Annotated in this window: 24 protein-coding genes; 17 read left to right on the top strand and 7 right to left on the bottom strand. The window is 61.6% G+C overall.

Annotated elements, in window-relative coordinates:
* Positions 1 to 13 precede the first annotated feature (13 nt).
* From P3T25_RS09960 to P3T25_RS09920, 9 genes are all read left to right on the top strand, one after another.
* Complete coding sequence (locus P3T25_RS09960) at positions 14 to 1,015, top strand: hypothetical protein (protein ID WP_171926460.1); 1,002 nt, start codon at positions 14 to 16, stop codon at positions 1,013 to 1,015.
* 246 nt (positions 1,016 to 1,261) lie between these two features.
* Positions 1,262 to 1,366: a potassium ABC transporter ATPase gene (locus P3T25_RS09955; RefSeq protein WP_216674217.1), complete on the top strand. Its 105-nt coding sequence runs from the start codon at positions 1,262 to 1,264 to the stop codon at positions 1,364 to 1,366.
* Positions 1,363 to 1,458, top strand: coding sequence for a K(+)-transporting ATPase subunit F (gene kdpF / locus P3T25_RS09950; RefSeq protein WP_028193906.1), 96 nt, complete (start codon positions 1,363 to 1,365; stop codon positions 1,456 to 1,458). The genes P3T25_RS09955 and kdpF overlap by 4 nt, the downstream gene beginning before the upstream one ends.
* Complete coding sequence (kdpA, locus tag P3T25_RS09945; protein WP_171926459.1) at positions 1,455 to 3,263, top strand: potassium-transporting ATPase subunit KdpA; 1,809 nt, start codon at positions 1,455 to 1,457, stop codon at positions 3,261 to 3,263. The genes kdpF and kdpA overlap by 4 nt, the downstream gene beginning before the upstream one ends.
* Before the next feature lie 85 nt (positions 3,264 to 3,348).
* On the top strand, positions 3,349 to 5,412 hold the full coding sequence (gene kdpB / locus P3T25_RS09940) for a potassium-transporting ATPase subunit KdpB (RefSeq protein WP_154567468.1): 2,064 nt from the start codon (positions 3,349 to 3,351) through the stop codon (positions 5,410 to 5,412).
* Between the two features lie 18 nt (positions 5,413 to 5,430).
* Complete coding sequence (gene kdpC, locus P3T25_RS09935; protein ID WP_154567463.1) at positions 5,431 to 6,012, top strand: potassium-transporting ATPase subunit KdpC; 582 nt, start codon at positions 5,431 to 5,433, stop codon at positions 6,010 to 6,012.
* An 8-nt stretch (positions 6,013 to 6,020) separates the two neighbouring features.
* Complete coding sequence (locus P3T25_RS09930; RefSeq protein ID WP_154567464.1) at positions 6,021 to 6,719, top strand: response regulator; 699 nt, start codon at positions 6,021 to 6,023, stop codon at positions 6,717 to 6,719.
* 228 nt (positions 6,720 to 6,947) lie between these two features.
* A complete protein-coding gene (locus P3T25_RS09925) occupies positions 6,948 to 7,259 on the top strand; it encodes a hypothetical protein (protein ID WP_429358015.1) in 312 nt (103 codons plus the stop codon).
* A 121-nt stretch (positions 7,260 to 7,380) separates the two neighbouring features.
* Entirely contained in the window at positions 7,381 to 7,797 is a 417-nt protein-coding gene (locus P3T25_RS09920; RefSeq protein WP_175050308.1) for a universal stress protein, read from the top strand.
* Position 7,798: 1 nt separating this feature from the next.
* Here P3T25_RS09920 and P3T25_RS09915 read toward each other — a convergent pair whose 3' ends face one another.
* Together P3T25_RS09915 and P3T25_RS09910 are read right to left on the bottom strand one after the other, a co-directional pair.
* Positions 7,799 to 7,936, bottom strand: coding sequence for a hypothetical protein (locus P3T25_RS09915; protein WP_154567467.1), 138 nt, complete (start codon positions 7,934 to 7,936; stop codon positions 7,799 to 7,801).
* 2 nt (positions 7,937 to 7,938) lie between these two features.
* On the bottom strand, positions 7,939 to 9,540 hold the full coding sequence (locus P3T25_RS09910) for a hypothetical protein (RefSeq protein ID WP_429358048.1): 1,602 nt from the start codon (positions 9,538 to 9,540) through the stop codon (positions 7,939 to 7,941).
* A gap of 79 nt (positions 9,541 to 9,619) precedes the next feature.
* On the opposite strand from P3T25_RS09910, the gene P3T25_RS09905 reads away from it, so the two are divergent.
* The 5 genes from P3T25_RS09905 (at position 9,620) to P3T25_RS09885 (ending at position 16,020) form a co-directional block, all read left to right on the top strand.
* Complete coding sequence (locus P3T25_RS09905) at positions 9,620 to 10,027, top strand: hypothetical protein (protein WP_429358014.1); 408 nt, start codon at positions 9,620 to 9,622, stop codon at positions 10,025 to 10,027.
* A 902-nt stretch (positions 10,028 to 10,929) separates the two neighbouring features.
* A complete protein-coding gene (locus P3T25_RS09900; protein WP_154566850.1) occupies positions 10,930 to 11,478 on the top strand; it encodes a fimbrial protein in 549 nt (182 codons plus the stop codon).
* A 107-nt stretch (positions 11,479 to 11,585) separates the two neighbouring features.
* Positions 11,586 to 12,344, top strand: coding sequence for a fimbrial biogenesis chaperone (locus P3T25_RS09895; RefSeq protein WP_233465177.1), 759 nt, complete (start codon positions 11,586 to 11,588; stop codon positions 12,342 to 12,344).
* A gap of 2 nt (positions 12,345 to 12,346) precedes the next feature.
* Positions 12,347 to 14,983, top strand: a complete 2,637-nt coding sequence (locus P3T25_RS09890) for a fimbria/pilus outer membrane usher protein (protein ID WP_429358013.1) — start codon at positions 12,347 to 12,349, stop codon at positions 14,981 to 14,983.
* Entirely contained in the window at positions 14,980 to 16,020 is a 1,041-nt protein-coding gene (locus P3T25_RS09885; RefSeq protein ID WP_429358012.1) for a fimbrial protein, read from the top strand. The genes P3T25_RS09890 and P3T25_RS09885 overlap by 4 nt, the downstream gene beginning before the upstream one ends.
* Before the next feature lie 48 nt (positions 16,021 to 16,068).
* On the opposite strand, the gene P3T25_RS09880 is transcribed toward P3T25_RS09885, so the two are convergent.
* A complete protein-coding gene (locus P3T25_RS09880) occupies positions 16,069 to 16,692 on the bottom strand; it encodes an ABC transporter ATP-binding protein (RefSeq protein WP_154566854.1) in 624 nt (207 codons plus the stop codon).
* A 261-nt stretch (positions 16,693 to 16,953) separates the two neighbouring features.
* Between P3T25_RS09880 and P3T25_RS09875 the strand changes: the two genes are divergently transcribed.
* A complete protein-coding gene (locus P3T25_RS09875) occupies positions 16,954 to 18,264 on the top strand; it encodes an MFS transporter (protein WP_408516385.1) in 1,311 nt (436 codons plus the stop codon).
* Here the strand turns inward: P3T25_RS09875 and P3T25_RS09870 are convergent.
* The gene (locus P3T25_RS09870; protein ID WP_266238779.1) at positions 18,261 to 19,316 is read right to left on the bottom strand and encodes an AraC family transcriptional regulator; all 1,056 of its coding nucleotides are present in this window, start codon (positions 19,314 to 19,316) and stop codon (positions 18,261 to 18,263) included. The genes P3T25_RS09875 and P3T25_RS09870 overlap by 4 nt on opposite strands.
* A 291-nt stretch (positions 19,317 to 19,607) precedes the next feature.
* Here P3T25_RS09870 and P3T25_RS09865 point away from each other — a divergent pair, with 291 nt between their 5' ends.
* A complete protein-coding gene (locus P3T25_RS09865) occupies positions 19,608 to 19,892 on the top strand; it encodes a hypothetical protein (protein ID WP_154566857.1) in 285 nt (94 codons plus the stop codon).
* 576 nt (positions 19,893 to 20,468) lie between these two features.
* Positions 20,469 to 22,373, top strand: a complete 1,905-nt coding sequence (locus tag P3T25_RS09860; protein ID WP_429358011.1) for an AAA family ATPase — start codon at positions 20,469 to 20,471, stop codon at positions 22,371 to 22,373.
* 40 nt (positions 22,374 to 22,413) lie between these two features.
* Here P3T25_RS09860 and P3T25_RS09855 read toward each other — a convergent pair whose 3' ends face one another.
* The 3 genes from P3T25_RS09855 to P3T25_RS09845 form a co-directional block, all read right to left on the bottom strand.
* Positions 22,414 to 22,587: a hypothetical protein gene (locus P3T25_RS09855; protein ID WP_154566859.1), complete on the bottom strand. Its 174-nt coding sequence runs from the start codon at positions 22,585 to 22,587 to the stop codon at positions 22,414 to 22,416.
* A 76-nt stretch (positions 22,588 to 22,663) separates the two neighbouring features.
* Positions 22,664 to 23,458 (bottom strand): sulfite exporter TauE/SafE family protein, encoded by a 795-nt coding sequence (locus P3T25_RS09850; RefSeq protein WP_171926452.1) that lies wholly within the window; start codon positions 23,456 to 23,458, stop codon positions 22,664 to 22,666.
* A 191-nt stretch (positions 23,459 to 23,649) separates the two neighbouring features.
* Entirely contained in the window at positions 23,650 to 24,834 is a 1,185-nt protein-coding gene (locus P3T25_RS09845) for an acyltransferase family protein (RefSeq protein WP_429358010.1), read from the bottom strand.
* Positions 24,835 to 25,089: the final 255 nt, after the last annotated feature.

Below are 25,089 nucleotides of genomic sequence, written 5' to 3'. Positions count from 1 at the left end.
TTAGGAGTCAGGCATGTTGAGAAAGGTGGTCGATCGGGCGAAACAGATCCGACGCAGCGAGGGATTCAAGCATTCCGTGGCCATGCCGCGCCGGATTTCACTTCATGCTACACAGCGTTTGAACAGGGGCATCTTTTCCATCGAGATTCGGGAGAACTCCGGTTTTTTCTCCGTGATGCAGATGGTCCTGTTTATTCTGATGTATTGCGACGAGAAATGCCTCACCCCGTGCATCAGCGCACGCGGCGGGCTGTATGGCGACGCCGAAGGGAAACTGGACTGGTTCTCGGCCTTCTTCGAGTCCGTCCACACCGCCTCCGGCGCCGCGATCACCCATAAGGTCAGAACGTCGACAGTGCGCGACCTGGTTCAACTGGGCTTTCGTCAGCGCTATGAATCCCGGCTTCGACTCAGCAGTGCAAGCGAGCTCTTCTTCGCGCACTATCGTCCGGCCGCGTCTATCTGCGAAGAAGTCGACGCGATCTGCCAGAAGCTTGGGCTCGGCGCGTCGACCCTTGGCGCGCATTTCAGAGGGACCGACAAGGCGCAGGAAGCCGTCCCGGTTTCATGGGGAAGCTTTTGCCGCCATGTGGAAGCCACGCTCGCGGAAAACCCGCACTTGACCAATATTTTGGTTTCAAGCGACGAACGGGCGTTTATCGATTTTTTTGTCGCCTGGCCATTCAGCAAGCCGGTCAGGGTCGCGCCGGCAAAGCATCTCGCCTGTGGCAGCACGCCCGTTCACTTCAGCGGCTATCCGGGACTCGAAATCGGCCGCGAGGCGCTGGTGTCCTGCCTGCTTCTGGCCAATTGCGGGTTCCTCGTGAAGACGCCGTCTTATCTGTCCGCATGGTCGAAGATATTCAATCCCTCCCTTCCGGTGAAGCTCGTCTCGCCTCCGCGCCCGGACGCATTCTGGTTTCCCGATAGCCAGCTCTGGATCGAACAGACTGCGCGCGAAGCCGCTCAAGCGGCGCAAGCGGTTCAAACGAGTAAGGCGGCCAAGGCGGCTTAAGCCTTTTAAGCCGCTTACGCGGCGGCCGCTTTCAAACAGCAGTGCGAAAGCCTGAAAGTCTCCCTCAAACTGCAGGTCGAAGTGCTTGCCCGAAAGTCTCCCAGCAAGACCATACCGCTGCGCTAGCGCGGCGGTCTCCCGCACCACGTCCATCGTTTTTACGAAACTCCGCGAAGTATTGACGCTGCGTTTACGCGGATTTTCCTAAATTTCACGGTGCAGGCGTTCCCTGTGGGAGACCCGATCATGGATCTGCTTTACCTCATCGCCATCATTGTATTCAGTGGCCTCGTCGCGGCCTTCGTGATTGGCTGCGACAAGCTTCGCCGTGCGCCCGGAGGCCGTCCATGACCACCTGGATGACCTGGCTCGCGGCGGCCTCGACGCTGATTCTGTTCGCTTACCTCGTGTATGCCTTGCTACGCGCGGAGGCTCTCGAATGAACTTCAACAACCTGTTTCAGCCCGGCCTGTTCATCGTCGTGCTGATCGCGCTTGCCATCCCGCTTGGCCGTTACATGACCGGCGTGGTGGACGGTTCTTCGGTCATCGTGCGCCGGATAGGGCGGCCGATCGAAACCGCGTTCTACAAGCTCGCCGGGGTCGACCCCAGCGCGGAAATGTCGTGGAAGCACTACGCGCTGGCTGTGCTGGCGTTCAACACGCTCGGCGTGCTCGCAGTGTATGGATTCCTGCGTTTACAGCAATGGTTGCCCGCTAATCCGCAGGGCTTCGGACCGATGACGCCCGACGCCGCCTTCAACACGGCAATCAGCTTCGTGACCAACACGAACTGGCAGGACTACACGCCGGAATCGACCGTCAGCTATCTGACGCAGATGGCCGCGCTGACGGTGCAAAACTTCTTCTCGGCCGCCACCGGCATTGCCGTCGTGATCGCGCTGATTCGGGGTTTCGCACGCCATACGGCGGCGACGATCGGCAATTTCTGGGTCGATCTCACGCGTATCACGCTGTATATCCTCGCGCCGCTCGCAACGGTCATCGCGCTTGTCTTCATCAGTCAGGGCGTGATTCAGAACTTCAAGTCGTACGAAAACGTGCCGACGTTGCAGGTGACGACGTATCAGACGCCGAAGACCGATGCCCAGGGCAACCCCGTCAAGGACGCCAAGGGCAACCCGGTGATGGTGGACAACAAGGCCGACAAGCAGACTATCGCCATGGGGCCGGTTGCGTCGCAGGAAGCGATCAAGATGCTCGGCACCAACGGCGGCGGTTTTTTCAACGCCAATTCCGCGCATCCGTACGAGAATCCGACGCCGTTCGCCAACTTCGTTCAGATGATAGCGATGCTCGTTATCCCTGCTGCGTTGTGCCTGGTGTTCGGCCGGATGGTCGGCGACAAGCGCCAGGGCTATGCGGTGCTTGCCGCGATGACGATCGCGTTCGCGGTCGCCTGTTGGGGCGAGATTTCGTCTGAGCAGAACGGCAATCCGCTGTATGCGTCGCTGCATGTCGATCAAACGGCGTCGGCCGCGCAAACCGGCGGCAACATGGAAGGCAAGGAAACCCGCTTCGGCATCGCGCAGTCCGGCATCTTCACCGTGGCGACCACCGCCGCATCGTGTGGCGCCGTTCTCAACACGCACGATTCGTTGACGCCGATGGGCGGCTTCGTTCCGCTCCTGCTGATCGAACTCGGCGAGGTGATCTTCGGCGGCGTGGGCTCGGGCCTGTACGGCATGCTCGTGTTCGCCTTGCTCGCGGTGTTCGTGGCCGGCCTGATGATCGGGCGAACACCGGAATACATCGGCAAGAAGATCGAGTCGTACGAGATGAAGATGGTGTCGATCGCCGTGCTGCTCACGCCGCTGCTCGTGCTGGTCGGTGCGTCGATCGGCGTGCTGACGGCGGCCGGCGTGGCGGGTGTCTCCAATCCCGGGCCGCACGGATTCTCCGAGATTCTCTACGCGTACAGCTCGGCCGCCAATAACAACGGCAGCGCTTTCGCGGGCCTCTCGGTCAATACGCCCTTCTACAACAGCACGCTGGCCATCGCCATGTGGTTCGGCCGCTTCGGGTCGATTGTGCCGGTGCTGGCAATCGCCGGATCGCTAGCCGCAAAGAAACGCATCTCCGCGACCGCCGGCACGCTGCCGACGCACGGTCCGCTGTTCGTCGTGCTGCTGCTCGGCACCGTGGTGCTGGTCGGCGCGCTGACGTACGTGCCGGCACTGGCGCTCGGCCCGGTCGTCGAACATCTGATCATGGTCGCGGGACATTGACTGAGAGGACAGCATGACTAACGGACTCCAACCGCCGGTTCATCAGCCGGGCAACATCGGTCAGGCGCGCAACGCCGCGCGCTCGATGTTCGACCCGTCGATTGCCCGGCCGGCGCTCGTCGATTCGTTCAGGAAGCTCGCGCCACGCCATCAGTTGCGTAACCCGGTGATGTTCTGCGTATACATCGGCAGCATTCTGACGACCATTTTGTGGATTGCGGCGCTTGCGGGCCAGGCCGAAGCACCCGCCGGATTCATTCTCGCGATCGCGCTCTGGCTGTGGTTTACCGTGCTGTTCGCCAACTTCGCGGAGGCGCTCGCTGAGGGCCGCTCGAAGGCGCAAGCGGCTTCGCTGCGCGGCGCGAAGCGTGACGTGATGGCGAAGCTGCTGCAGGAAGCGCATCCCAAGGCGCCGATCCGCATCACGACGGCCACCGATCTGCGCAAGGGCGACGTCGTGCTGGTCGAAACCGGCGACGTGATTCCGGCGGACGGCGAGGTGATCGAAGGTGTCGCGTCGGTCGACGAGTCGGCGATCACGGGCGAATCCGCGCCGGTGATCCGCGAATCGGGCGGCGATTTTTCGTCGGTGACGGGCGGCACGCGTGTGCTGTCGGACTGGATCGTCGTGCGGGTCAGCGTGAATCCGGGCGAGGCCTTCCTCGACCGGATGATCGCGATGGTGGAAGGCGCGAAGCGTCAAAAGACGCCGAATGAGATCGCCCTGACGATCCTGCTGGTCGCGCTGACGCTCGTGCTGCTGTTCGCAACCGCGACGCTGCTGCCGTTCTCGATGTTCTCGGTCGAAGCCGCGAAAGCCGGGCATGTCGTCACGATTACCGCGCTGGTCGCGCTGCTGGTGTGCCTGATTCCGACCACCATCGGCGGTCTGCTTTCAGCGATCGGCGTAGCGGGCATGAGCCGGATGATGCAGGCGAACGTGATTGCCACCTCGGGCCGCGCTGTTGAAGCCGCAGGCGACGTCGACGTGTTGCTACTCGACAAGACCGGCACGATCACGCTCGGCAATCGCCAGGCTTCGGCTTTCACGCCGGCGCCGGGCGTCACGGAGGAACAGCTCGCCGACGCCGCGCAGTTGTCTTCACTTGCGGACGAAACACCGGAAGGGCGCAGCATCGTCGTGCTGGCGAAGCAGCGCTTCAATATCCGCGAGCGCGATATGCACGCGCTGCAGGCGACCTTCCTCGCCTTTAGCGCACAGTCGCGCATGAGCGGTGTCGATCTGCCCGACCGTGAGATTCGCAAGGGCGCTTCCGATGCGATCAAACACTATGTCGAGGCGCACGGCGGTCGTTTCCCCGCGGAGTTGACGGCGGCGGTGACGGAAATCGCACGGCGCGGCAGCACGCCGCTGGTGGTCGCGCAGCAAGTACGCGGCGAGAGCGGCGCACGCTGCATGGGCGTGATCGAGTTGAAGGACATCGTCAAGGGCGGTATCAAGGAACGCTTCGCCGAACTGCGCAAGATGGGCATCAAGACCATCATGGTGACGGGCGATAACCGCCTGACCGCGGCGGCGATCGCTGCCGAAGCCGGCGTGGACGACTTCCTCGCCGAGGTGACGCCGGAGGCCAAGCTCGCCACGATCCGCTCGCACCAGGCCGAGGGCCGGCTCGTGGCAATGACCGGCGACGGCACCAACGACGCCCCGGCGCTCGCGCAAGCGGACGTGGCGGTGGCGATGAATACCGGCACGCAGGCTGCGAAGGAAGCCGGCAACATGGTCGACCTCGATTCGAATCCGACCAAGCTGATCGAGATCGTCGAGATCGGCAAGCAGATGCTGATGACGCGCGGCTCGCTCACCACGTTCTCGATTGCGAACGACGTCGCCAAATACTTCGCGATCATCCCGGCGGCGTTTGCGACAACCTATCCGCAATTACGTGTGCTCGACGTGATGCATCTGAGCTCGCCTTCATCGGCCATTCTCTCCGCGGTGATTTTCAATGCGCTGATCATCGTTGCGCTGATTCCGCTGGCACTCAAGGGCGTGAAGTACCGGCCGCTCGGCGCGGCGTCGCTGCTGCGCCGCAATCTGCTGATCTACGGGCTGGGCGGCATTCTGCTGCCGTTCCCGTTCATCAAGCTGATCGATATGGTGCTGAACGTGTTCGGCTGGGTCTGACCTAATAGAGTGAAGATCATGAAAACGCTGATTCGCCCGGTACTTGTTCTGTTCATCCTGATGACGGTGATCACCGGGGTGATCTATCCGATCGTTGTGACCGCAATCGGTCATGCAGCCTTCGCGGCTCAGGCGAACGGCAGCATGCTCGAGAAGGATGGCAAAGTGGCCGGCTCCGCGCTGATCGGCCAGCAGTTCGACGCGCCGTACTATTTCTGGGGACGCCTGTCGGCCACCACGCCCCAGCCGTACAACGCGCAGAACTCGGGTGGTTCGAACCTTGGCCCGACCAATCCCGCGCTCGCTGACGAAATCAAAGGCCGTCTCGATGCGTTGAAGGCGGCAGGTAACGATATGTCGCAACCGGTGCCGGTGGATCTCGTGACGTCGTCGGGTAGCGGCCTCGACCCGGAAATCAGTCCGGCCGCTGCCGCCTATCAGGTGGCGCGCGTGGCGCAGGCCCGCGGCTTGCCGGTCGATCAGGTGACCAATCTTGTTGCGCGCAATACGTCGGGGCGGCAGTTCGGCATTTTCGGCGAGGCCCGCGTGAATGTGCTGAAGCTCAACCTGGCTTTGGATGACCTCAAGCCGATGCATTGAGCCTGCGGATGAGCGATCCCACCGTAACAGTCGTTGTGATCGACGCGGACAAAGCCATCCGCCGCTTCATTCGTACTAGCCTCGAAGCGGCCGGCATGAGCGTCTTCGACGCACAGACCGGCGCACAAGGCCTGGCGCAGGCTGCGACGCGGCTGGCGGATCTCGTCATCATCGATCTGAGTTTGCCGGACATGGACGGCATCGAGGTGATCCGCGAGTTGCGCGGCTGGTCCGCGATGCCGGTGATCGTCCTGTCGGCGCGAAGCCGCGAAGAAGACAAGGTTGCGGCGCTCGACGCCGGCGCCGACGATTACCTCACCAAACCATTCGGCTTGCCCGAACTTGGCGCGCGGATCAGAGCGCATTTGCGCAGGCAGACCAACGGCGACAGGGTCGGCGTGCCTCAGGTTCAGTTCGGCCTCGTCACAATCGATCTCGGCGAGCGCAGGGTCGTGCGCGGCAGCCGGGTCGTCCATCTCAGCCCCACCGAATATCGCCTGCTCTCCGCGCTGGTGCGCCATCCTGGGCGTGTATTGACGCATGAGCAGTTGCTCGGCGAGGTATGGGGTCCCCTGCAGACCGACAACCACCACTACCTGCGCATCTACATGGGGCATCTGCGCCACAAGCTCGAGCGCGATCCGGCACACCCCGAACACATCGTCACCGAGGCCGGCGTGGGCTACCGGCTGGTCGGCGTGCGGTGATTTTCACAGGATTTTTATATCGCCGGCGGCAATCGATTCTCGGCCTTTACGGTGTCGTTCGTATAGTTCAAGTCTGGCGTTTCGCCGCAGGGAAAATCTGGTTTTTGCTGGAGTGTGTATGGCATTCGAACAAACAAAGGGCAACGTGACCGTGGAGGCTCGCGTGTTTTCCGCACCGGGTTTTGACCTGCCATGACGCCTTCAAGACCCGCGATGATATTCAGGGGAATGTGCAAGGTCGTCGCCATTGCCTTTGTCACCAATCAGGTTCTCACGACTATTTTTACCTACGTCGCTCAGCAACTCGATGCTACGCTGCCTCATGAAACGATCTGGCTGTTCAGCTGCGTGACATGCGGACTGTTGACGCTGTGGCTGCAATCCGATGCGCGGCGCGCCTTCGGCTTCGCGCGTGAGAAAGGTTTCGTGAAGACGGGCGGTGACAGGAAACAGGAACTGCAAATTGCCGAGGATTGTCCGAAGCGGTGGCTGGTGATCTTGCATATCGAGCTGAATCCGGCTGCGATACAGGCATCATGAGGATGCCTTCCGTCGCCGTGTAATTTGCGTGCGCGCATGCTCCAAAAACAGCAGTTTTTTACACGATGTTAATGCCGCTTTCGCTAAGCTCAAAGTACAAAGTACCCGCCAGGAGTTCTCGATGATACGCATGCTGATTCCTGTTCTCGACCACGGCGGTGCGATAGAAGCCGCGCGCTATGCGGCGTTCATGTTTCTGGAGCGCGGTGTAACCGAAGTCGAATTGCTGGAAGTACTCGAGCCTGTCGATCAGGGGCGCGCTGCAGCCTTCCATACCCGAAGCTCACTGGTGCGGATGGAAAAACATGCCATGCTCAAGGCGCTGATCGATGCCCGCACGATTCTCGAAGAAGCCGGTGTGCCGTACCACTGGAAGCGGGTATTCGGCCACCGCACGAAAGCGATCGCCGACTATGCGGCAACGACCCAGCCCGACGTCATGGTGATCGACGCGAGCCACATGGGCTTTTTTAGAAGACTGGCCATGTTCGCGTCGCTGTCAAGGCGCACGGTTACTCCGGTAACGATGGTTCACTGACTCATCCCACGTTCATCGGCAGCAGCACCATCTGTTTGCCATGCTGGTGCAGACGTGTCTGGATTTCCAGCGGTGTGTGATTGTGAAGCCACCGCGTCAGGATATCGAAAGGAAGGTGGGCGTGATTTCTCCAAAGCATGATTATTGTCCGGTATAGCCCACGGGTGCCGTGTACTTGCCCTGGATCGCATTCGCGTTCGCCAGCACAACGTAAATCGGCGACTCGGTCAGCGTGAGATTCGCGATGCCGTTCGTGTAGCTCACCGAGCTTACATTGCCCATCATGTCAATGACGCTTACGCTGCCGCTCGTGCCGGTCGAGTTCACGGTCAACGCATAGGTGGTGCTATAGGTCGAACTGTAGGTACCCGACGACGTCGGCCAGTTCGAATTGTTGTGCGTCCACAGCGCCGCGATCACCGCACCCGAGTTGAGCTGCTGGAATGCGTAGCCATACACCATCGAAGGAAGACTGTTGAGGCGTCCGAGCGTTTGCGTGCCGTCCAGGACACGCGTCAGCGCGGCGAACGCGAGCGCTTCTGGTTTGGGACTCAGATTCGTCGCGCCATATTGCCCCTGCGGATCGGCGAGATCGAAGAACGTGCCGATGCCCACGTCAGCAGGATAGTCCGCGCCGTAGAAGAAGTAGGTGACCTGTGCACCTTCGCCGAGAATGATCAGATGCGAGCGCAATGCGACTGCGGCCTGCCCGTACAACTGGTTGGCCGGCGGATAGCTCGGCCCGTAAGCGGCGCCGGAGTCGTAGGTGATGCCGAGCTCGGTCATCCACAGGCGCATGTTCGGCTTGACCATCTGCATCTGCGAACGCAACGACCTCATCTGCTGATCGAGGGCGTTCGCGACATTCGCAGGATTCGGATCGGTATCGTATTGTTCCGGCGGATGCGCGGCGAATGTGCCGGCGTTGTAGTAGCCGTGCGTCGTCACACCGTCGATGTAATTGCCGAGCCCTAGCGATGCGTAGGTGGCGAGATACCCCTGCGTACATTCCGTCGAGCAGTTGGCGGGAAAGACGTTGGTTGTGCCCATCACAACCGCGTTCGGATCAGTCGAATGCAAGCCTTTATAGGCGGCCGCATACATCGCGACGAAATTGGCGGTCGAATCGGCCCATTGGGGCTCCCACGTCACCTGGTAATAGTTGTATTGCTGATTGGAAAAATACTGCTGACGGATCGCAGCGCTGTCGGTGCCCACGCGCGCCATGTAGCTCTGGTAGTAGCTTTCGTTGGACGGTGCGTTGGTGTCGTCCTGAAAGGCGCCGGTTGGACTCGCCCATGCGGGAATACCGTCCAGTCTGATGAGCCGCATGATCTTGCCGTTCGTATAGAACGGATCGAGATCCGATAAGGAAGGCGTCCACGTATTCGCCGCATTGGGTTCCATGGTGGACAGCTCCCGGTCGTCGATCGTTTGGGAGATGCCGAGCGCTGCGAGCATCGGGCCATTGTCGTTGAAGCCCTGCATGCCGAAGCGGTGCTGCTCCTGATGCGCATAGCTGACTGCCGGTATCGTGCTGGACAGGTTCGGCAAGATGCCGAAGGTGGCGATGCCGGTTGGACGCGTGCCGAATTGTGGCAGCGTGCCGCCTGAGTGCGACAGCGTCGCCGTGATCGCGAAGTAACCCGCCGCGCTGCTCCGGCACGACAGCGTACTGGTCCGCGTCCCGCTCGCAACGGCAAACGAACCGCTGCCCTTGATATTGCCCAACTGATCCTGCATCGACCAGACGACGGTGTCCGCCGATGTCGCCGCGGTGACGAACGACACCTGGAAGGCGCTGCCTTGATTGAAGAGGCGTGTGCCGTCGCTGCTTGGCGTGTCGGTGACGATCAGGCCGTTGGCGGTGCCTCCGGCTGCTGACGTCGGTGCTGCGCAGGCGATGGCGGATGCTGGTGTCGGCGTAGGCGTAGGCGTAGGTGTTGGTGTTGGAGTCGGTGTTGGCGTCGGAGTTGGTGTTGGAGTCGGTGTCGGTGTCGGAGTCGGCGTTGGTGTCGGCGTTGGCGTTGGCGTTGGCGTCGGCGTTGGTGTCGGAGTCGGAGTCGGTGTCGGTGTCGGTGTCGGTGTCGGCGCAGGTGCAGGTGTCTTCGGAATCCAGCAGAACTTCGAAACTCCATACGCCGGGTCGGTACCAAAAGCCGTATTGCTGCAAGTCACACCATTGGTGAAAACTTTGCTCACGTTATTGGCAGTCGTGCTCGCGCCATAGAGTACGGTCATCTTGCCGCTGAACGAACAGCGCGCGTTCTCGACGGCACACTGCGTCCACGCACTAGAGGGACTCGGAGTCGGAGAAGGGGTGGGCGTTGGAGTCGGAGTAGGGGTAGGAGTCGGAGTCGGTGTGGGCGCCGAAGTGCTTTTGTACCAGCAACTCTTCCCATACCCGAATGCGGGATCCGTACTCGACACCGCGCCCGTCGAGCACTGCACGCCGCCCGTGAACGGGCCATTGATATCGTATTGAAGCGTAGGCGACGTGGTGCCGTAAACGACGTTCGCCGTGCCGGTGAACGAACAGAATTGTCCCTCGGCCGCACAGTACGTGTACGTTGTTCCGCTGATCGTCAATGAGCTTTGCGCGTGGGCCGCGCCAACCAGCATCCCGCCGACCGGCGCAAGCATCAGAAGCGCGCGTTTCATTTCGGACTCCGCGAATAGATGTCGTCGGTGATGCCCGCGCGTCAATTGAATGCGTCGAGGCAGTCCGAGGCGTGATCACTGCTGGGGAGCGAAGACAACGAGCTTTAGTTAAGTCGATTTGACTATCCGGTAACGGACAACAGGAAGCTCTTTCCAGCAAAATCGACTTGCACCCACGTTTTAAACGTAGATTTTGCTCGATTAAGCATCATTCGTATGAATAAAGCCGGTAGGGTAGGCGTGCTTTTCAGGAGCAGAAGCGGCCGCGCAAGTAGCTCTTACTTCCAGAAAGCGTTCGTTTTGACACTGCTTCAAACTTCTCCCGTCCAGCTTGACGCTGCTTGACTGTCCCTTTTTGGCATCGTCCCGATAATTGCCCCCGGCGCGGTCGGTTTGAGCGCAACGCCATTGCTGAACCCGCCACACACACGGTCTTTCAATACGACGCATTACTCATCAATGGGGATAACCATGAAATTCACGCGCTCAGGCGTTCTCGCTACGGCGGCAATTGCTGCAGCAGCCGCCATGCCGGCCGTTTCGCAGGCAGCCGACGGCACCATCACATTCACCGGCCAGATCACCAGCCAGACCTGCACGATCAGCGGTAACGGCGGCGGCAAGAACTTCACCGTCACGCTGCCGACCGTCTCGACCTCGGCGCTCGCCACTGCGGGCACGACCGCGGGCCGCACGCCGTTCAACATCGCACTGTCGAACTGCACGCCGAACTCGGGCAACGTGTCGACTTATTTCGAACCGGGCGCCACGGTCGATACGACCACGGGGCAACTGATCAACGCCTCGGGCACGGCGACCAATGTCGAAATCGGCCTGCTCAACGGAGACAGCAGCGTGATCACGCTGGGTGCGGCTCAGGCGTCGCAGAACTCGAAGGCCGTTGCGCTGGCGAGCGGTGCCGCCACGCTCAAGTACTTCGCGCAATACGTGGCAACCAATGGCGCGTCGACGGCGGGTACCGTCAATACGACCGTCATGTACTCGATCGTCTACCAGTAAAAGCAGGACGCTACGGGGCGGTGGCCGGCGCCCGCAAGAGGCGCCGGCTGTCGAGGAGATCAGAGCGAACCACGAGTTCGCCACGCAATCAGGATAACGAAATGGCAATGCGAAAGAAATTATCAAGGGCGATGACGGTTTTCGCATTGTCATGGTTGGTGAGCAGCGCGCATGCGGGTGTCGTGATCAGCGGCACGCGCGTGATCTATCAGGCAAAAGAGCGTGAAGTAACCGTCAAGCTCAGTAACGAAGGTGACGCACCGGCGCTGGTTCAGGTGTGGCTCGACACGGGCAATCCGAACGCGATGCCGGACGAATCGAAGGTGCCGTTCACCCTGTCGCCGCCGCTTTTTCGCCTCGATCCGAAGAAAGGGCAGAGCCTGCGCCTGATCTATACGCAGGAGCCCTTGCCGCAAGACAAGGAGTCCCTGTTCTGGCTCAACGTGCTTGAAGTGCCGCCGCGCGCAGCCGCCAGCACCACAGCGGACGATCCGAATTCGCTGCAACTCGCGTTCCGTTCGCGCATCAAGTTGTTTTTCCGTCCTGCGGGGCTGCCGGGAAATGCGGACGAAGCGGCCGCGAAAGTCAGTTGGAAATTTGTGCGCAAGGACTACGGCGCCTACGCGCTCGAGGCGACCAACCCGACGCCCTATCACGTGACGTTCAGCAAGATCGTCGCCAATGAGGGCACGACGAACTGGACCAGTGACAAGGGCGGCATGGTCGACCCGGGCGCGAGCGCGGACTTCGACATTGGCAACGTTGCACCGCTCGCCGACGTGCCGGCGCAAGTCGACTACACATTTATCAACGACTACGGCGCCGGCGTCACCGGCAAAACGCTGCGTGACGGGACCCGCAAGTAATCATGCGCACCCGGGAATATTCTTCGCGGCCGCGAGCCGGAAACTGGTTCGCGCTCAGGCGCAGCCATGCCATGATGCTCGGCGCGCTGGCCGCATGGGGCGCGACGCCCGCGTTCGCCGACTCCACGATGCTTGCCGACGTGCAGTTCAACAGCGAATTTCTGATGAAACCGAAAGGCCAAAGCGTCGACGTGTCGCGTTTCGAGCGTGGCAATCCGGTGCAGCCCGGCGAGTACACGGTCGATCTCTACGTGAACGGAAACTGGGTCGGCCACGACACGTTGCGTTTCGTGGCTCGGGAAGGCGCGGGGAACGCCGTGCCGTGTTTCAGCAAGGCGCTGATCGAGCGCCTCGGCCTGGATTTTTCGGCACTGTCGGACAAGGGCCGTGGCGAACTCGCGAAAGCCCAGGCGGGCGAATGCGCGAACGTCGCCGATCTCGTCGACGGTGCGTCGCAATCCTTCGACCTGTCCGATCTGCGGCTCGACCTGAGCATCCCGCAGGCAGCGCTGCTGCGCAATCCGCAAGGCTATGTGAGCCCCGAGTTCTGGGACGAAGGCGTGACCTCGGCCACCTTGGGCTACAACCTGAATTCGTTTCGCGTGACGGGTTCGGGCTCCGCGGGGTTGTCAAATACGCAGACCTATCTCGGCCTGAATAGCGGCGTCAACGTCGGCAGTTGGCACTTTCGCCAGAATTCCGCGCTGACGTGGCAATCGAACGGACCGCGCACGTATCAGAACATCGCGACCTACGTGCAGCACGATCTGCCGTCGATCCGTAGCCAGTTGACGCTCGGTGACGCCTTTACCGATGGCGCCGTGTTCGACAGCATCGGCATTCGCGGCGTCGAACTCGCGAGCGACGACCGCATGTTGCCCGACTCGCTGCGCGGCTATGCACCGCTGATTCGCGGCGTGGCGATGACCAATGCGCGCGTGAGCGTCACGCAGAACGGCAACAAGCTGTACGAGACAACCGTCGCACCGGGCTCATTCGAAATCAACGATCTGTACGCCACCGGTTACGGCGGCAACCTGCTCGTCACGGTCACGGAAGCCGACGGCAGTCAGCACAGTTTCTCCGTGCCGTATGCGTCGGTCGCGCAATTGCTGCGTCCGGGCATCACCCGTTTCAATGTCGCTGCGGGCCAGCTTCGCGATGCGCAGGTCAATCAGCACGACAACCTCCTTCAGGGGACGGTGCAGCACGGTTTCAACAACGTCATCACCGGCTACGCGGGGGCGATCGTTGCGGAAGGCTATCTCGCCGGGCTGCTCGGCGCGGCGGTCAACACGCCGTTGGGTGCGGTTGCGTTAGACGTAACCGAGGCCCGCGCCAACATTCGCGGCGTGACCAACACCACCGGCCAGAGCGTGCGAATCAGCTACAGCAAGCTGGTGCCGGCCACCAACACGAACTTCACCGTCGCCGCTTATCGCTATTCGTCGAGCGGTTTCTGGGCATTGCGCGACGCCATGCTGGCGCGCAGCGCGGTTGCCGCGGGGCAGGACCCGAGCTCGGTGGATCGCCAACGCAATCAGGTCCAACTGACGATGAACCAGAGCTTCGGCAACGGCTGGGGCAATGCCTACGTGGTCGGCTCGACGCTCGACTACTGGAATCGCAGCGGCACCACCACGCAATTCCAGATCGGTTACAACAACGTGCTGCGCGCGCTCGGCACCAACTTCAGCTACAACGTATCGCTGTCGAGGCAGCGCGACGGCCTGACCGGCCAGATGAACAACCAGATCTTCGCAAGCGTCTCGATTCCGCTCGGCACGGGCCAGCATGCGCCGACCCTGTCGACCAGCTTCACGCACAACAGTCAGAGCGGGTCGTCCGAGCAGGCGATGCTGAACGGCTCCGCCGGCGTGGACAACGAATTTACCTATGGCGTGACGGCGAACCATGCACCGGGCTCGAGTGCAGGCGGCGTGAACGGCCAGTACCGCAGCCCGTACGCGACGCTGGCGGCGAGCGCAAGCGGCGGCTCCGGCTTCTCGCAAGTGTCGGCCGGCGTGACCGGCGCGATCGTTGCGCATCCGGGCGGCGTGACCTTCGCGAACGACCTGGGCGACACGATCGGTGTGGTCGAGGCGAAAGACGCGAAGGGTGCCCGCATCACCAATTCGTCCGGCGTGCGCATCGACAACTTCGGTTATGCAGTGATTCCGTATCTGACGCCGTACAGCCTGAACACGGTCGAAATCGATCCGAAGGGAATCCCGCTCGACGTCGAATTCAAGTCGACCAGCCAGCAGGTGGCGCCGCGTGCCAACTCGGTGGTGATGATTCACTTCGGCACGGTGACCGGCAGAGCGGCGGTGATCTCGGCTCGCTTACCGAATGGCGCACCGTTGCCATTCGGCGCGACGGTGTACGACGCGAAGGGGCAGGGTGTTGGCGCGATCGGCCAGAACAGCCGCATCTTCGTGCGCGGCGTGGCCGATGAGGGTGCGCTCACCGTGAAGTGGGGCGATGCGGCCGATGAGCAGTGTGCCTTCGGTTATCACTTGCCGCCGAAGGGCGAAGATCGCGGCGCGTATGCGCATATCGATGCCGTGTGTGGTGCGGCGGGCGGCATGACGAACCAGGCAGCGGCGGGCTCGTCTGCTGGAGGAAATACGCAATGAAGAAGTCTCTCCCATTCAGAGCCGCACGGAAATGCTTCGGCATCCTGATGCTAGTCGCTGCGGGTTGTGCCGGCCTGATCGCCAGCGTACCCGCTCACGCAGCGCTGCAATGCACGATTACCGGCTCGGCGGCGATCAGCTTCGGCACGCTCACCGTGCCGCGCGACACGCCGGTCGGCACGGCAATTGGGCCGGTGCAGTCGTCGACCGTTTCTGTTAACTGCCCATCGAATCCCGGTACGGTGCCGCCGTACAACAACGGCTGGTATATCCAGTACTATCCGCAACTGACGAGCAGCGCGGTAACGGGCGTGTGGAACACCGGTATCGCGGGCATCGGCATCAAGGTCGTGGACGTGACCTACGGCAACACGACTTTGTCCTCACTGGCAGTCGGCAAGTGGGGCGATTTCGGCGCACCGATCACGACGACGGCGGCGTTCCAGGGCAGCTTTACGTTCACCTACCAACTGGTCAAAACGGCCGCACAAGTGACGACGGGTGGCGCGGTGAACATCCCGCAGGTGCTCACGCTGGTCAGCCACAATATTCCCGTGAATATAACGTCGCCGGCTCTCGTGACGATCTCGGTCAACAACACCTCGATCGTCGCGACGACGTGCACGGTGACCACGCCTTCGGTGAGTGTCACGCTGCCTACCGTCAATGCCAGCGCATTGAGCCCCGTCGGAACGACAGTCGGCAACACGAACCTCAGCATCGGACTATCGTGTCAGGCCGGCGCGAATGTCTATGTGACGTTGACCGACGCGACCACTCCGGGCAATACGACCAGCAATCTGACGCTGGCGAGCGGGTCGACCGCGACGGGTGTCGCGTTACGCGTGCTTAATAGCGGTGGAACGGCAGTCAGCTACGGGCCGGATTCGGCGGTGGCGGGCAATCGGAACCAATGGCTGGTCGGTGCATCGTCGAGCACGACTCGCATTCCGTTGACCGCGCAGTACATCTCCACCGGCGCGGTAGGGCCGGGTACGGTGAAGGGGCTTGCCACCTTCACGATGAGCTATCAGTGAGGCTTGAAGGTGCGGCGCGTTAACTCGCCAACAACGTGCGGAAACTTTCTAGCCGCGCATACCCAGGTCCGCAAAACCGACGGTTCTCGCCTCGCATGCTTGCGTAAAAGCCGTGTCGTAGCTCGAGAAAAAGACCGTGCGGGTTTCGGCCAGCGTTTTAAACAGATCGACCAGAACCCCGCGCGCCGAGGCGTCGAGTCCGCCGACCGGTTCATCCGCGATCACGACTTTGGTCTCGCCGATTACGGCCCCGGTCAGGAAGAATTTCTTGCGCGTGCCAAACGACATTTGCTCGAAGCGCTTGTCGAGATGCGGATCGAGTCCGAAGCGATGGGCCAGATCGAGCGTGTGACTGTCGACCGTTGTCTTTCTCTCCGACGCCACACGCGCCAGATACTCACGACCGGTCTGCTCCGGATACGTCATGCAGTCTTCGGGCACGTACGTGAGTACGGATTTGGCCTCGCGCGGCGCGGTGCGCAGCGAATGGCCGCCGAGCCACACTTCGCCGGCGTCGGGCTCGATCGTGCCGGCGAGGATGCCCAGCAGCGTCGACTTGCCGCTGCCGGATTCATCGTTGAGCGCCACGCATCCTGCAGCCGTGTCGCAATGCAGCCCCTGAAAGATGATGCGTTCGCTATAGCGTTTGCTGAGGTTTTCGAATCGAAGCATGACGTGCGGAGTGTGTCAGCCGAAGAATGTGCCTGACGACGGCAGCGAGGATTCTTCGGGAAGTTAGCGGTTCGCAAGTGTAGCAGTGCGGTCAGATGCTTTCGCTGCATCCGACAATGACACCACCCGCTGACGAGGTAAGCGAAGGGACATCTGCGCGCGCAGTGTAAAGTTGCGTCTTTTTGCGCCGTTAAAAAAGGCTTCGCCGCCATTCTGTCCACCTCCTGAACACCTCGACGCTTCCCACGTCGACCGCAATCCATGCAAACTGCTGCCCGCAAAGCGGCCCAACCGTCCCGCGCCGAACTCAGGCGTATCGTCACGGCAATTGTTATCGGCAACGGCTTCGTGGCGTACGACTTCACCGTCTACAGCTTTTCCGCAGTCATCATCGGTAACCTGTTCTTTCCATCGAGCAATCCCGCGTCGTCGCTGCTGCTCTCGCTCGCCACCTTCGGCGCGGGCTTCGTGATGCGCCCGCTCGGCGCGATCATGATCGGCCACATTGCCGATAGCCGTGGCCGCAAAGCCGGCCTCACGGTATCGCTCACGCTGATGACCCTTGGCACGTGGCTGATCGCGTGCCTGCCGGGCTATGCGTCGATCGGTCCGGCCGCGGCGGTATTGATGGTGCTCGCGCGCCTGATGCAGGGGCTCGCCGCTGGAGGTGAGATCGGGCCGGCGTCGGCTTCGCTGATGGAATCGGTTGCCTACCGGCACCGGTGTTTCATGGTGAGCTGGCGCGGCGCGAGCCAGGGCGCGGCCGCCTTCGCCGCCGCGCTGGTCGGGGCGTGCACGACGGCGCTGCTGTCGCCGGCCGCCATGCATGACTGGGGATGGCGCATTCCGTTCGTGCTGGGCGGGCTGATCGGACCGGTCGGCTGGTACCTGCGTCGCCGCATGCCGGTAGCCGCGCCGCTGCCGCGTACGCGGCTCAGTCCGAGGCGCATGGTCACGGAATATCCGCGTCCCTTCGTCTGCGGCCTTCTGATGATGGCGGCGCCGTCGGTGGGCATCTACCTCACCGTTTTCTATATGCCGGCCTACCTGGTTCACACGCTGCATCGGCCGGCGGCAATCAGCCTCTTGACCGCCTGCCTGTCGGGCCTCGTGATCATGGTGGTGACGCCGCTCGTGGCGCGCGCGGCCGACCGTTTCGTGAGCCGCAAGACGTTGCAGTACGCGGCACTCGTAGCGTCGCTGGCGGCTGCGTGGCCGGCATTCTGGGCGCTGACCCACGGCGTGGGCGACGTCGCCGCGCTCGTCATCATCACGGGGTACGTCGCGCTTGCGGTCAACAATGCCGGCCCGAGTTCCGTGCTGATGATGGAGGCGTTTCCGGCGCATCGGCGCGCGGCGGGACTTGCGATGATTTACAGTTTCGGCGTCGTCCTGTTCGGCGGATTTTCGCCGTTCCTCGTGACGTGGCTGATCAGCCGGACTGGCGATCCGATGGTTCCAGCGTGGTATCTGATGGCCGCGACCCTGCTTACGCTTGCTGCGTTAAGGGCATTTCCCGAGGCAGAGGCGCCGGATGCGCGCCTTGCCGGTGCTTCGCAGCCGCCGGCTTAAACGCTCCCCCAGCGCTCCTTTGCGCCGCGGTGCTGCAGGTCCAAGGCGCGCGCCCGCATGTCCTGCGGGCTCATGTCGAAGGCACGGCGAAACGCGCGAGTGAAATCGGACGCGCTCTGAAAGCCGAGTCCATAGGCGATTTCCGTCACCTGAAGATGGGGGAAACGAACCAGTTCGTCCGCCGCTTCCCGCAAGCGGCGATTGCGGATGTAGGCGCCGAGCCCGCCGTCGTGCTCGAACCAGCGATAGATGGTGGCGCGTTTCAGTTGTAACGCCTGAACCACGCTGGTCGGTGTGAGGTCGCCCTGGTGCAGGTTGGCTTCGACGTAGCGCCGCACCTGTCCCATCACGGCTGCCTGCATCGCCGCCCGGCTCGCGCCGGTCAGTCGCGTCTCCTTGCGGAAGGCGGCGATCAGCAGTTGGGCGCCGGCATGTAATGCCTCCGCCGCGCTGGCCGGGTCGAGCGTAGGGATTTCCCGGGCGACTGCCGTCAGATGGTCCAGCGCGAGACCGGTCAGCGGCGCACCCTGCTGGACGACGCGGCCGTGAATCGCTGTGGCGTCGCGCAGTTCCTCATCCACGATCGCAGCGGGTACGAACAGGCTCAGAAGCCGGCATTCGGGCCGCTCGGCCCGAAACGGCTGATTCAGGTCGAACGCGACGATACCCTGCACCGAGCCCTGCTCGCTGCGTTTCTTGCGCATGCCCGTCACGTGGCCGACCTCGCCTTCCACGAACAGTTGAAAGGCGTAATCGCGCCGCGAGTCCGTGGAAACCCGCGCGACCGATCGTTCCAGCAACATCGCGTCCGTGCTGCAGTCCGTAAACACCATACCGCCGACCGCATAAAGATCGATCTCACCGCGAAATCCTTTGGCGACCTGCTCCTTCGACGGTGGCACGTCCACCACATGTCCCACGCGCTGGCGCCAGGCCAGAAATTGTTCGTCGGCTGTGAGCGCGTGCGTGCTGAAGCTGCTCGTAGAAATGGCGGAGCGCGATTCGGCTGCGGCGGCAGCAGCCAGGTGCGGCGGTAAGGTGCGCTGGTTCATGGATCGGTTGCTGCGAACGAGGCGTGTGGTTCTGGCGAGTAGCCGCGGTAACCAGATATTTAACACGCCGTCGTCGAATATTGAGACGGATGGTAAAGCCTAACAAAAAACCTGCGGTATCGTCGGATGATTAGATGCAGATCGGTTTCATCGACGGCGCCGCCAATCCGTTTATAACAGGCCCCGCGCTGGAAAACGCAAAGCACGCAGAAAGCGCGCCGATTGGCATTTGCGGCGCAATGGGTGCGAGGCCCAGGCTTTGCAGGCGGCCAATTTACGGGGTATCGAAAGATGAGCGGCACGAACAGGCAACCGACCGCCCAGCGCGGCGGGCGGCGTCCGTCCAGTCTGGTGGATAGCCAACTGGAGCATCTTGAGAACATGGTTCAGTACGTCACACGCGGCGACGCGGTTGGCGTGCTGGTCCCGCTAGACCATGAGTACTGGGAAAAGCGCATTCGCGCGCTGGAAGAGACTCACGAGTTGATTGCCAGCCAGCGCAAACGTGTCATCAAGCTTCTCGACCGTCTCGGGAGTGAAGCGCAGACGAAGCTGAGGCGGCGCACCGCTGCCTGAGTCCGGATTTGCAGAAGGGAAAGGTTGCGAGGATCGGGGGTAGTTGCAGGAGAGAAGATCGGTGCCACAAGGTACCGGCAATAAAAAAGAAGGACCTGAGAGTGCGGTAATGAGGCGGACGGGCCCACAGAGGTTCGCCGCTCAGTTGTGAAACCGTTGGGTGTCTTGCCCATCGGACGTTTGGGGGTGTTTTAACAGAGACCTCCGGACTTGGCCGAGCAACCGGCTGGGGATCGCCACGAAAGTGTCGTCCTCGCCGGGCGCTCGCTCGGCTCACCCCTGCGTCAAACCCAACACCTGCCTATATAGCCGCCAGCCTGTCTGGATGGGCACCTTTAATATTCCGCGATTTACTGCGACATTGATCGCTTTTTAATAGGGCGCGGTTACTTTCAGGTATGCAGAATACGCAGTGAATATAGCGCTGATAAACTGTGCGCCGGAACAACAGGTCGTCGCTTTCAAGGCGCGATCGCTCCCCCAAATTCGACGATACGAATCGCCGGACTACCCACCGATACCACCTGTATTTGACCCGTATTGGGGCCCCCTTTGGCCCGTTTTTGGAAGTGACTCATGAAGCCGGGAAAGAACTCGTTTGGAAAAAGACGCGCACGCAAGATCGCCATTGGGGTCAGTGCTGTATTCATCGCGGCATTGCTCGCACTGAGCGGCGGGCTTTACCAGCAGCGCGACGCGCAGACAACCCCGGCGCTTACCGGCATCGCGAATCAGATGCGTCACGATCCCTCGGCATGGACGCATGAAGAGAAAGACGCATCACAAATGCTGCGTGATATTCACGACGTCAACGTGGCCGCGATCGGCGTGAGCCCCAACGCGATTCTCGTGTCGAAGCGCGACGGCGCGAAATACTTCGTCACCGACCATAACGCGACGTTCTCGCACGCACTGCTGCTCGGTGAACCCAAAGCTGGCCAGGCCGCGTCCTACCAGCTCGTCTGGCTGCCCGACGCCGACATTCGCACCGGCGCGTCGCGCTGGGTGCCGGTGTTCAATCAGGTGCGCGACGCGATCAGTTTGCTGTTGCCGCTGTTGCTGATCGGCGGCATGGTGTGGTTCATGCGCCGCGAGATGAGAGGCGGCGCGTCGCTTCTCAGCAAGGCACCTACGCTGCGTTTCGACGACGTGATCGGCGCGTGTGAAGCGAAGGCGGCGCTCGCAGACATCCGCGGCTATCTGTCCGATCCGAAGCAGTTCACGTCGATGGGCGTGCGTGCACCGTGCGGCATTCTGATGGTCGGCGGCCCTGGCGTTGGCAAGACGCGACTCGCCCAGGCGCTCGCCGGCGAATGCGGCGCGAACTTCATTTCGATCACTGGCAGCTACTTCAGTGCGAAGTACTACGGTGTCGGTATCCAGAAGGTCAAACACCTGTTCGAACTCGCGCGCAAGAATGCCCCCACGGTCATCTTCATCGACGAAGCCGACGGCCTCGCGAAGCGCACGGATACCGGCGGCGGTCCCGTCGAAGCCGAGAGCAATCGCATCATCAACCAGTTGCTGGCGGAAATGGATGGCTTCGCTTCGAATGAAGGCGTCATCATCGTCGCGGCCACGAACCATCCCGACAATCTGGACGAGGCGTTGCGCCGGCCGGGCCGTTTCGATCGCACGGTGCAGATCCGTTTGCCCGACCGCGAAGACCGCGCGAAAATTTTCCGTTTCTATGCGGAGAAACTGAAGTCGAAGGCTGCAGACATCGACTACGACCAACTCGCTCGCCTGACCACTGGCCTCTCTCCGGCAACGGTCGCGATGGTCGTGAATCAGGCGGGACTGGTCGCGCGCAAAGCCGGCGAGACGGAAATCGCCGCGAAGCATTTCATGGAAGCGATCAAGATTGCGCGCATCGGCGACGTGAGCGGGGCAGAGCGGGCACTGAGCGAGGACGAGCGTACGCGTATCGCGGTGCACGAAGCGGGACACGGTCTCGTCGCCGCGCTGCTCGGCACCGGTGTGCTGGAAGAGGTCACGATCTTGCCGCGTGGCGGCGCATTGGGTGTGGCGCTCATCACCAAGGCGCAAGACAAGCACCTGTACCGCGAGACCGAGATCCGCAACGAGATTCAGGTCCTGCTCGGCGGTCGCAACGCCGAAATTCTCACGTTCTCCGAAGCGTCGAGCGGCGCCGCGTCGGATCTGCAGGAAGCGTCGCGCATCAGCCTCGACATGGTGTCGAAGTTCGGCTTCAACCGCGATGGCGATCTGTTCAGTCTCGCGGCGCTGCCGTCGCAGTACGCGGGCCTGCAAATGAAGAGCGCCATCGAGCACGCCAACGTGCTGCTCAAGGAGTTGAACGAGTTGTGCTATGGGCTGCTGCACGCTTATGAGCCCGTTCTGCGAGCCATTGCCGACGAACTGCTCGAGCGGGAGACGGTTCCGGGCGAAGCGGTTTACCGGCTGATCAAGGAGCACAAGAGCGCGCTGAAGATCGTCCACGAGCCGGCTGCCGCTTGATCCGCGCTTGTTCCGTTTTGCCGCCACGAGAGCGGGAACGTCATTTCTTAGGTGGTGGCGTGTCGCCCTTTTGCGGCAGAGGCTGATCGAGACCCGGTTCGACCGGGGTAGGGATGGCGTCGCCAATAGGCTTGGAGACCTCGGTAGGCGGGCTGCCGGGGTCTTCATCCGGCTTGTTTTCGTGCTCGTTCGGGGGATTGGGCATGTTGGCCACGATGGCTCTCCGGTGGATTGCTATGAGCAATGAGCAGCAATGCGCGTTCCACGGCTGGCCCGCACAGCCCACACCCCTACAAAACCCCGGATTTCCAGACCATTTGCGCAGCGGCTGCCAGAACGAACACCAGAACCAGAACGCGAAACGCCCCCGGCGGCAATCTGTCTCTAAGCGGCCGTACCAACAGTATTCCCGCGATCACCGGCACACTCGCGCACACCGAAATGACCAGATCGCTCCAGCTGGCATGCGCACCGCCGCTAAACGTGGCAACCAGCGTGATGATCGACACCACCAGAATAATTGCGATCTGCTTCGTAAAGACTTTTCCCGTGGCGCCCGTGGCGATCAGATACATCGCCAGCAAAGGCCCCGGCACCGAAGCGATGCTCTCCATCACCGCCGCCCCGAATCCCAGTACGAAGCCCGCCGGTTTCGCCCATCTCGGCGACAGCGTGAGCCGCGGCGAAAGCAACAGGAGCAGCGCAGCAACGATCAGTAATACGCCAGCAGCAGCCTGCGCGCGATGGGGCGCAAGCGAAATCAGTACGCTCACGCCGACGATGTTGCCGATCACCGTACCGATCAAGGGCGCGGCAATGCGCCGGACCGTCGGCAGCATGTCGCCGCCTTCCAGTGCCTGTGGAATATTGCCGAGAATGATCGGCATCGACAGTAGTAGAACGGCCTCCTTGATCGGCATGAACTGGCTGAGAATCGGCATCGCTACCAGCGGCACGCCGATACTCACCACGCCCTTGACCATTCCGCCCAGCAATAGCGCCGCAACAATGCCGAGCAGCGCGTAAAGGCTGAGCGTCTGCAGGCTCGCGCCAAGCACGCCGTTGGCGAAACTGAAATGAAACATCGTTGAAGTCCGCGAGCCCACCGCGCGGACCAGGTGGACCGGAGTTCGCGCGGGTAGTGGCTTGTTTTTATCGTTCGGCCTGTTCAGTGCCTGCGCGTCGCGCAAGGGTCGAAGCAGCCGGCTAAGTGAGGCCGCATGATACCGCGCCCTTACTCATGTCGCATGAAAGCAGAACGTAATGAATGAGTCCTTCAGGCGGCATCTGAAGCGGTGCTTTTTTCTCTCAACGCATGCCCGTTGCGGGCAGCAAAAGAGGCCGGTGTTTGCGTAGTAGTTGGTGTCGTGGTGTCCAACGGCGCACGCCGTGTTTTCAAGCGAAGAATGGGTGCTTCGATCAGGCGCCAGGACAACACGGCCATCGCCAGCGAAATCAGGAACGACGCGACAATTCCGGCAACATGCGCCCACAGCGGCACAGCACCGCCGAAGAACGCCGTGGCGTGATGGTTGCGGGTCAGGTCCGGAATCAGATTGTGATAGAGATAAAAGCCGTAGCTGATGCGCCCAAAGTTCATCAGCCAGCCGGTTTCGAGCAGGCCGATCACGGCGGCGTTGCGGCAGCACGCAATTGAACACACCAGTGCCGCGATACAGAGGCCATACAAGGCGCTGACCGTCGTGAAGGCAAGCGAACTGTCCAACTGACTCCACATAGGCTCAGTCGCACAAAAGCCCACCAGGCAAACGCTCAACACGAACAGCGTCATGCCATGCCCGAGCACGATGCGCGAACGGCTCTCTTTCCCGGCGATCATCAAGCCGCCAATCCCGCCCAAGGCCAGTAGCCAGAAGTTGGTCAGCGGATGCGTATAGATCGTAATGTCCTGCCACTGTGCGGCACGCATCGCCAGTAGCGAAACCAGTCCAACCGCGACGATTGCGAGGCACACCGCGCGATGCCGCCGCGCCGCAACCAGCAGCAATAACGGCGCAAACACAAGATAGAACTGCTCCTCGATCGCGAGACTCCAGAGATGCGAGTAACGCCCCGGCCAGTAATGCAGCACCGAGCCGATCCAGAAGTTCGACAGATAGGCGAAATGAAACGGCATGCCACTCGCGAGCTCCGGGCTCGCCATCCCGAGCGCCATTAGCACGCACATCACCACCAGCATCAGGTAGTAAATCGGAAAAATGCGCAACGTGCGGCGAAACAGAAAGCGCTTCAATTCCACACCGAACCGGCTGCCGTTTGTTTCGATGCGAGCGCGTTGCGCGGACAGAATGCCGATGATCAGAAAGCCGCTCAGCGCGAAGAAGATCCACACGCCAAGATGGCCAATTTCGCCGATGTCGCCGAAAAAACGGTGCTGAAAAAAGACCATCAGGACTGCAATCGCGCGCAATCCGTCGAAGCCTGCAATCCTGTTGTTCATGTGGTTATCTTCCAATGCGAAGGCGGTGCGCAAGGCGCTGCCGTTCAGGGCGAGACTACGATGAAAAAAAGCGAAAAAAATCGCGCGCCGTAATCGCTGATTTTTTTCAGTGACCTTTACCGATCGTGCTCGTGCTGGATGGTTTGAAAGCCGCAAAACTTGCTGCAAGAGTTTCCACCAACCGGAGCGTGACGACTCAGTATTACTGCATGCCGACATCTGATTTTCAGATTGCTGGCACTCCGAACGTATTTA

Origin of the sequence: Paraburkholderia sp. GAS32 (assembly GCF_050434225.1) — a bacterium.
Classification (GTDB): Bacteria; Pseudomonadota; Gammaproteobacteria; order Burkholderiales; family Burkholderiaceae; genus Paraburkholderia; species Paraburkholderia madseniana.
The sequence above is the reverse complement of the archived record's forward strand: the minus strand, read 5'-3'. Positions and strand labels throughout refer to the sequence as shown.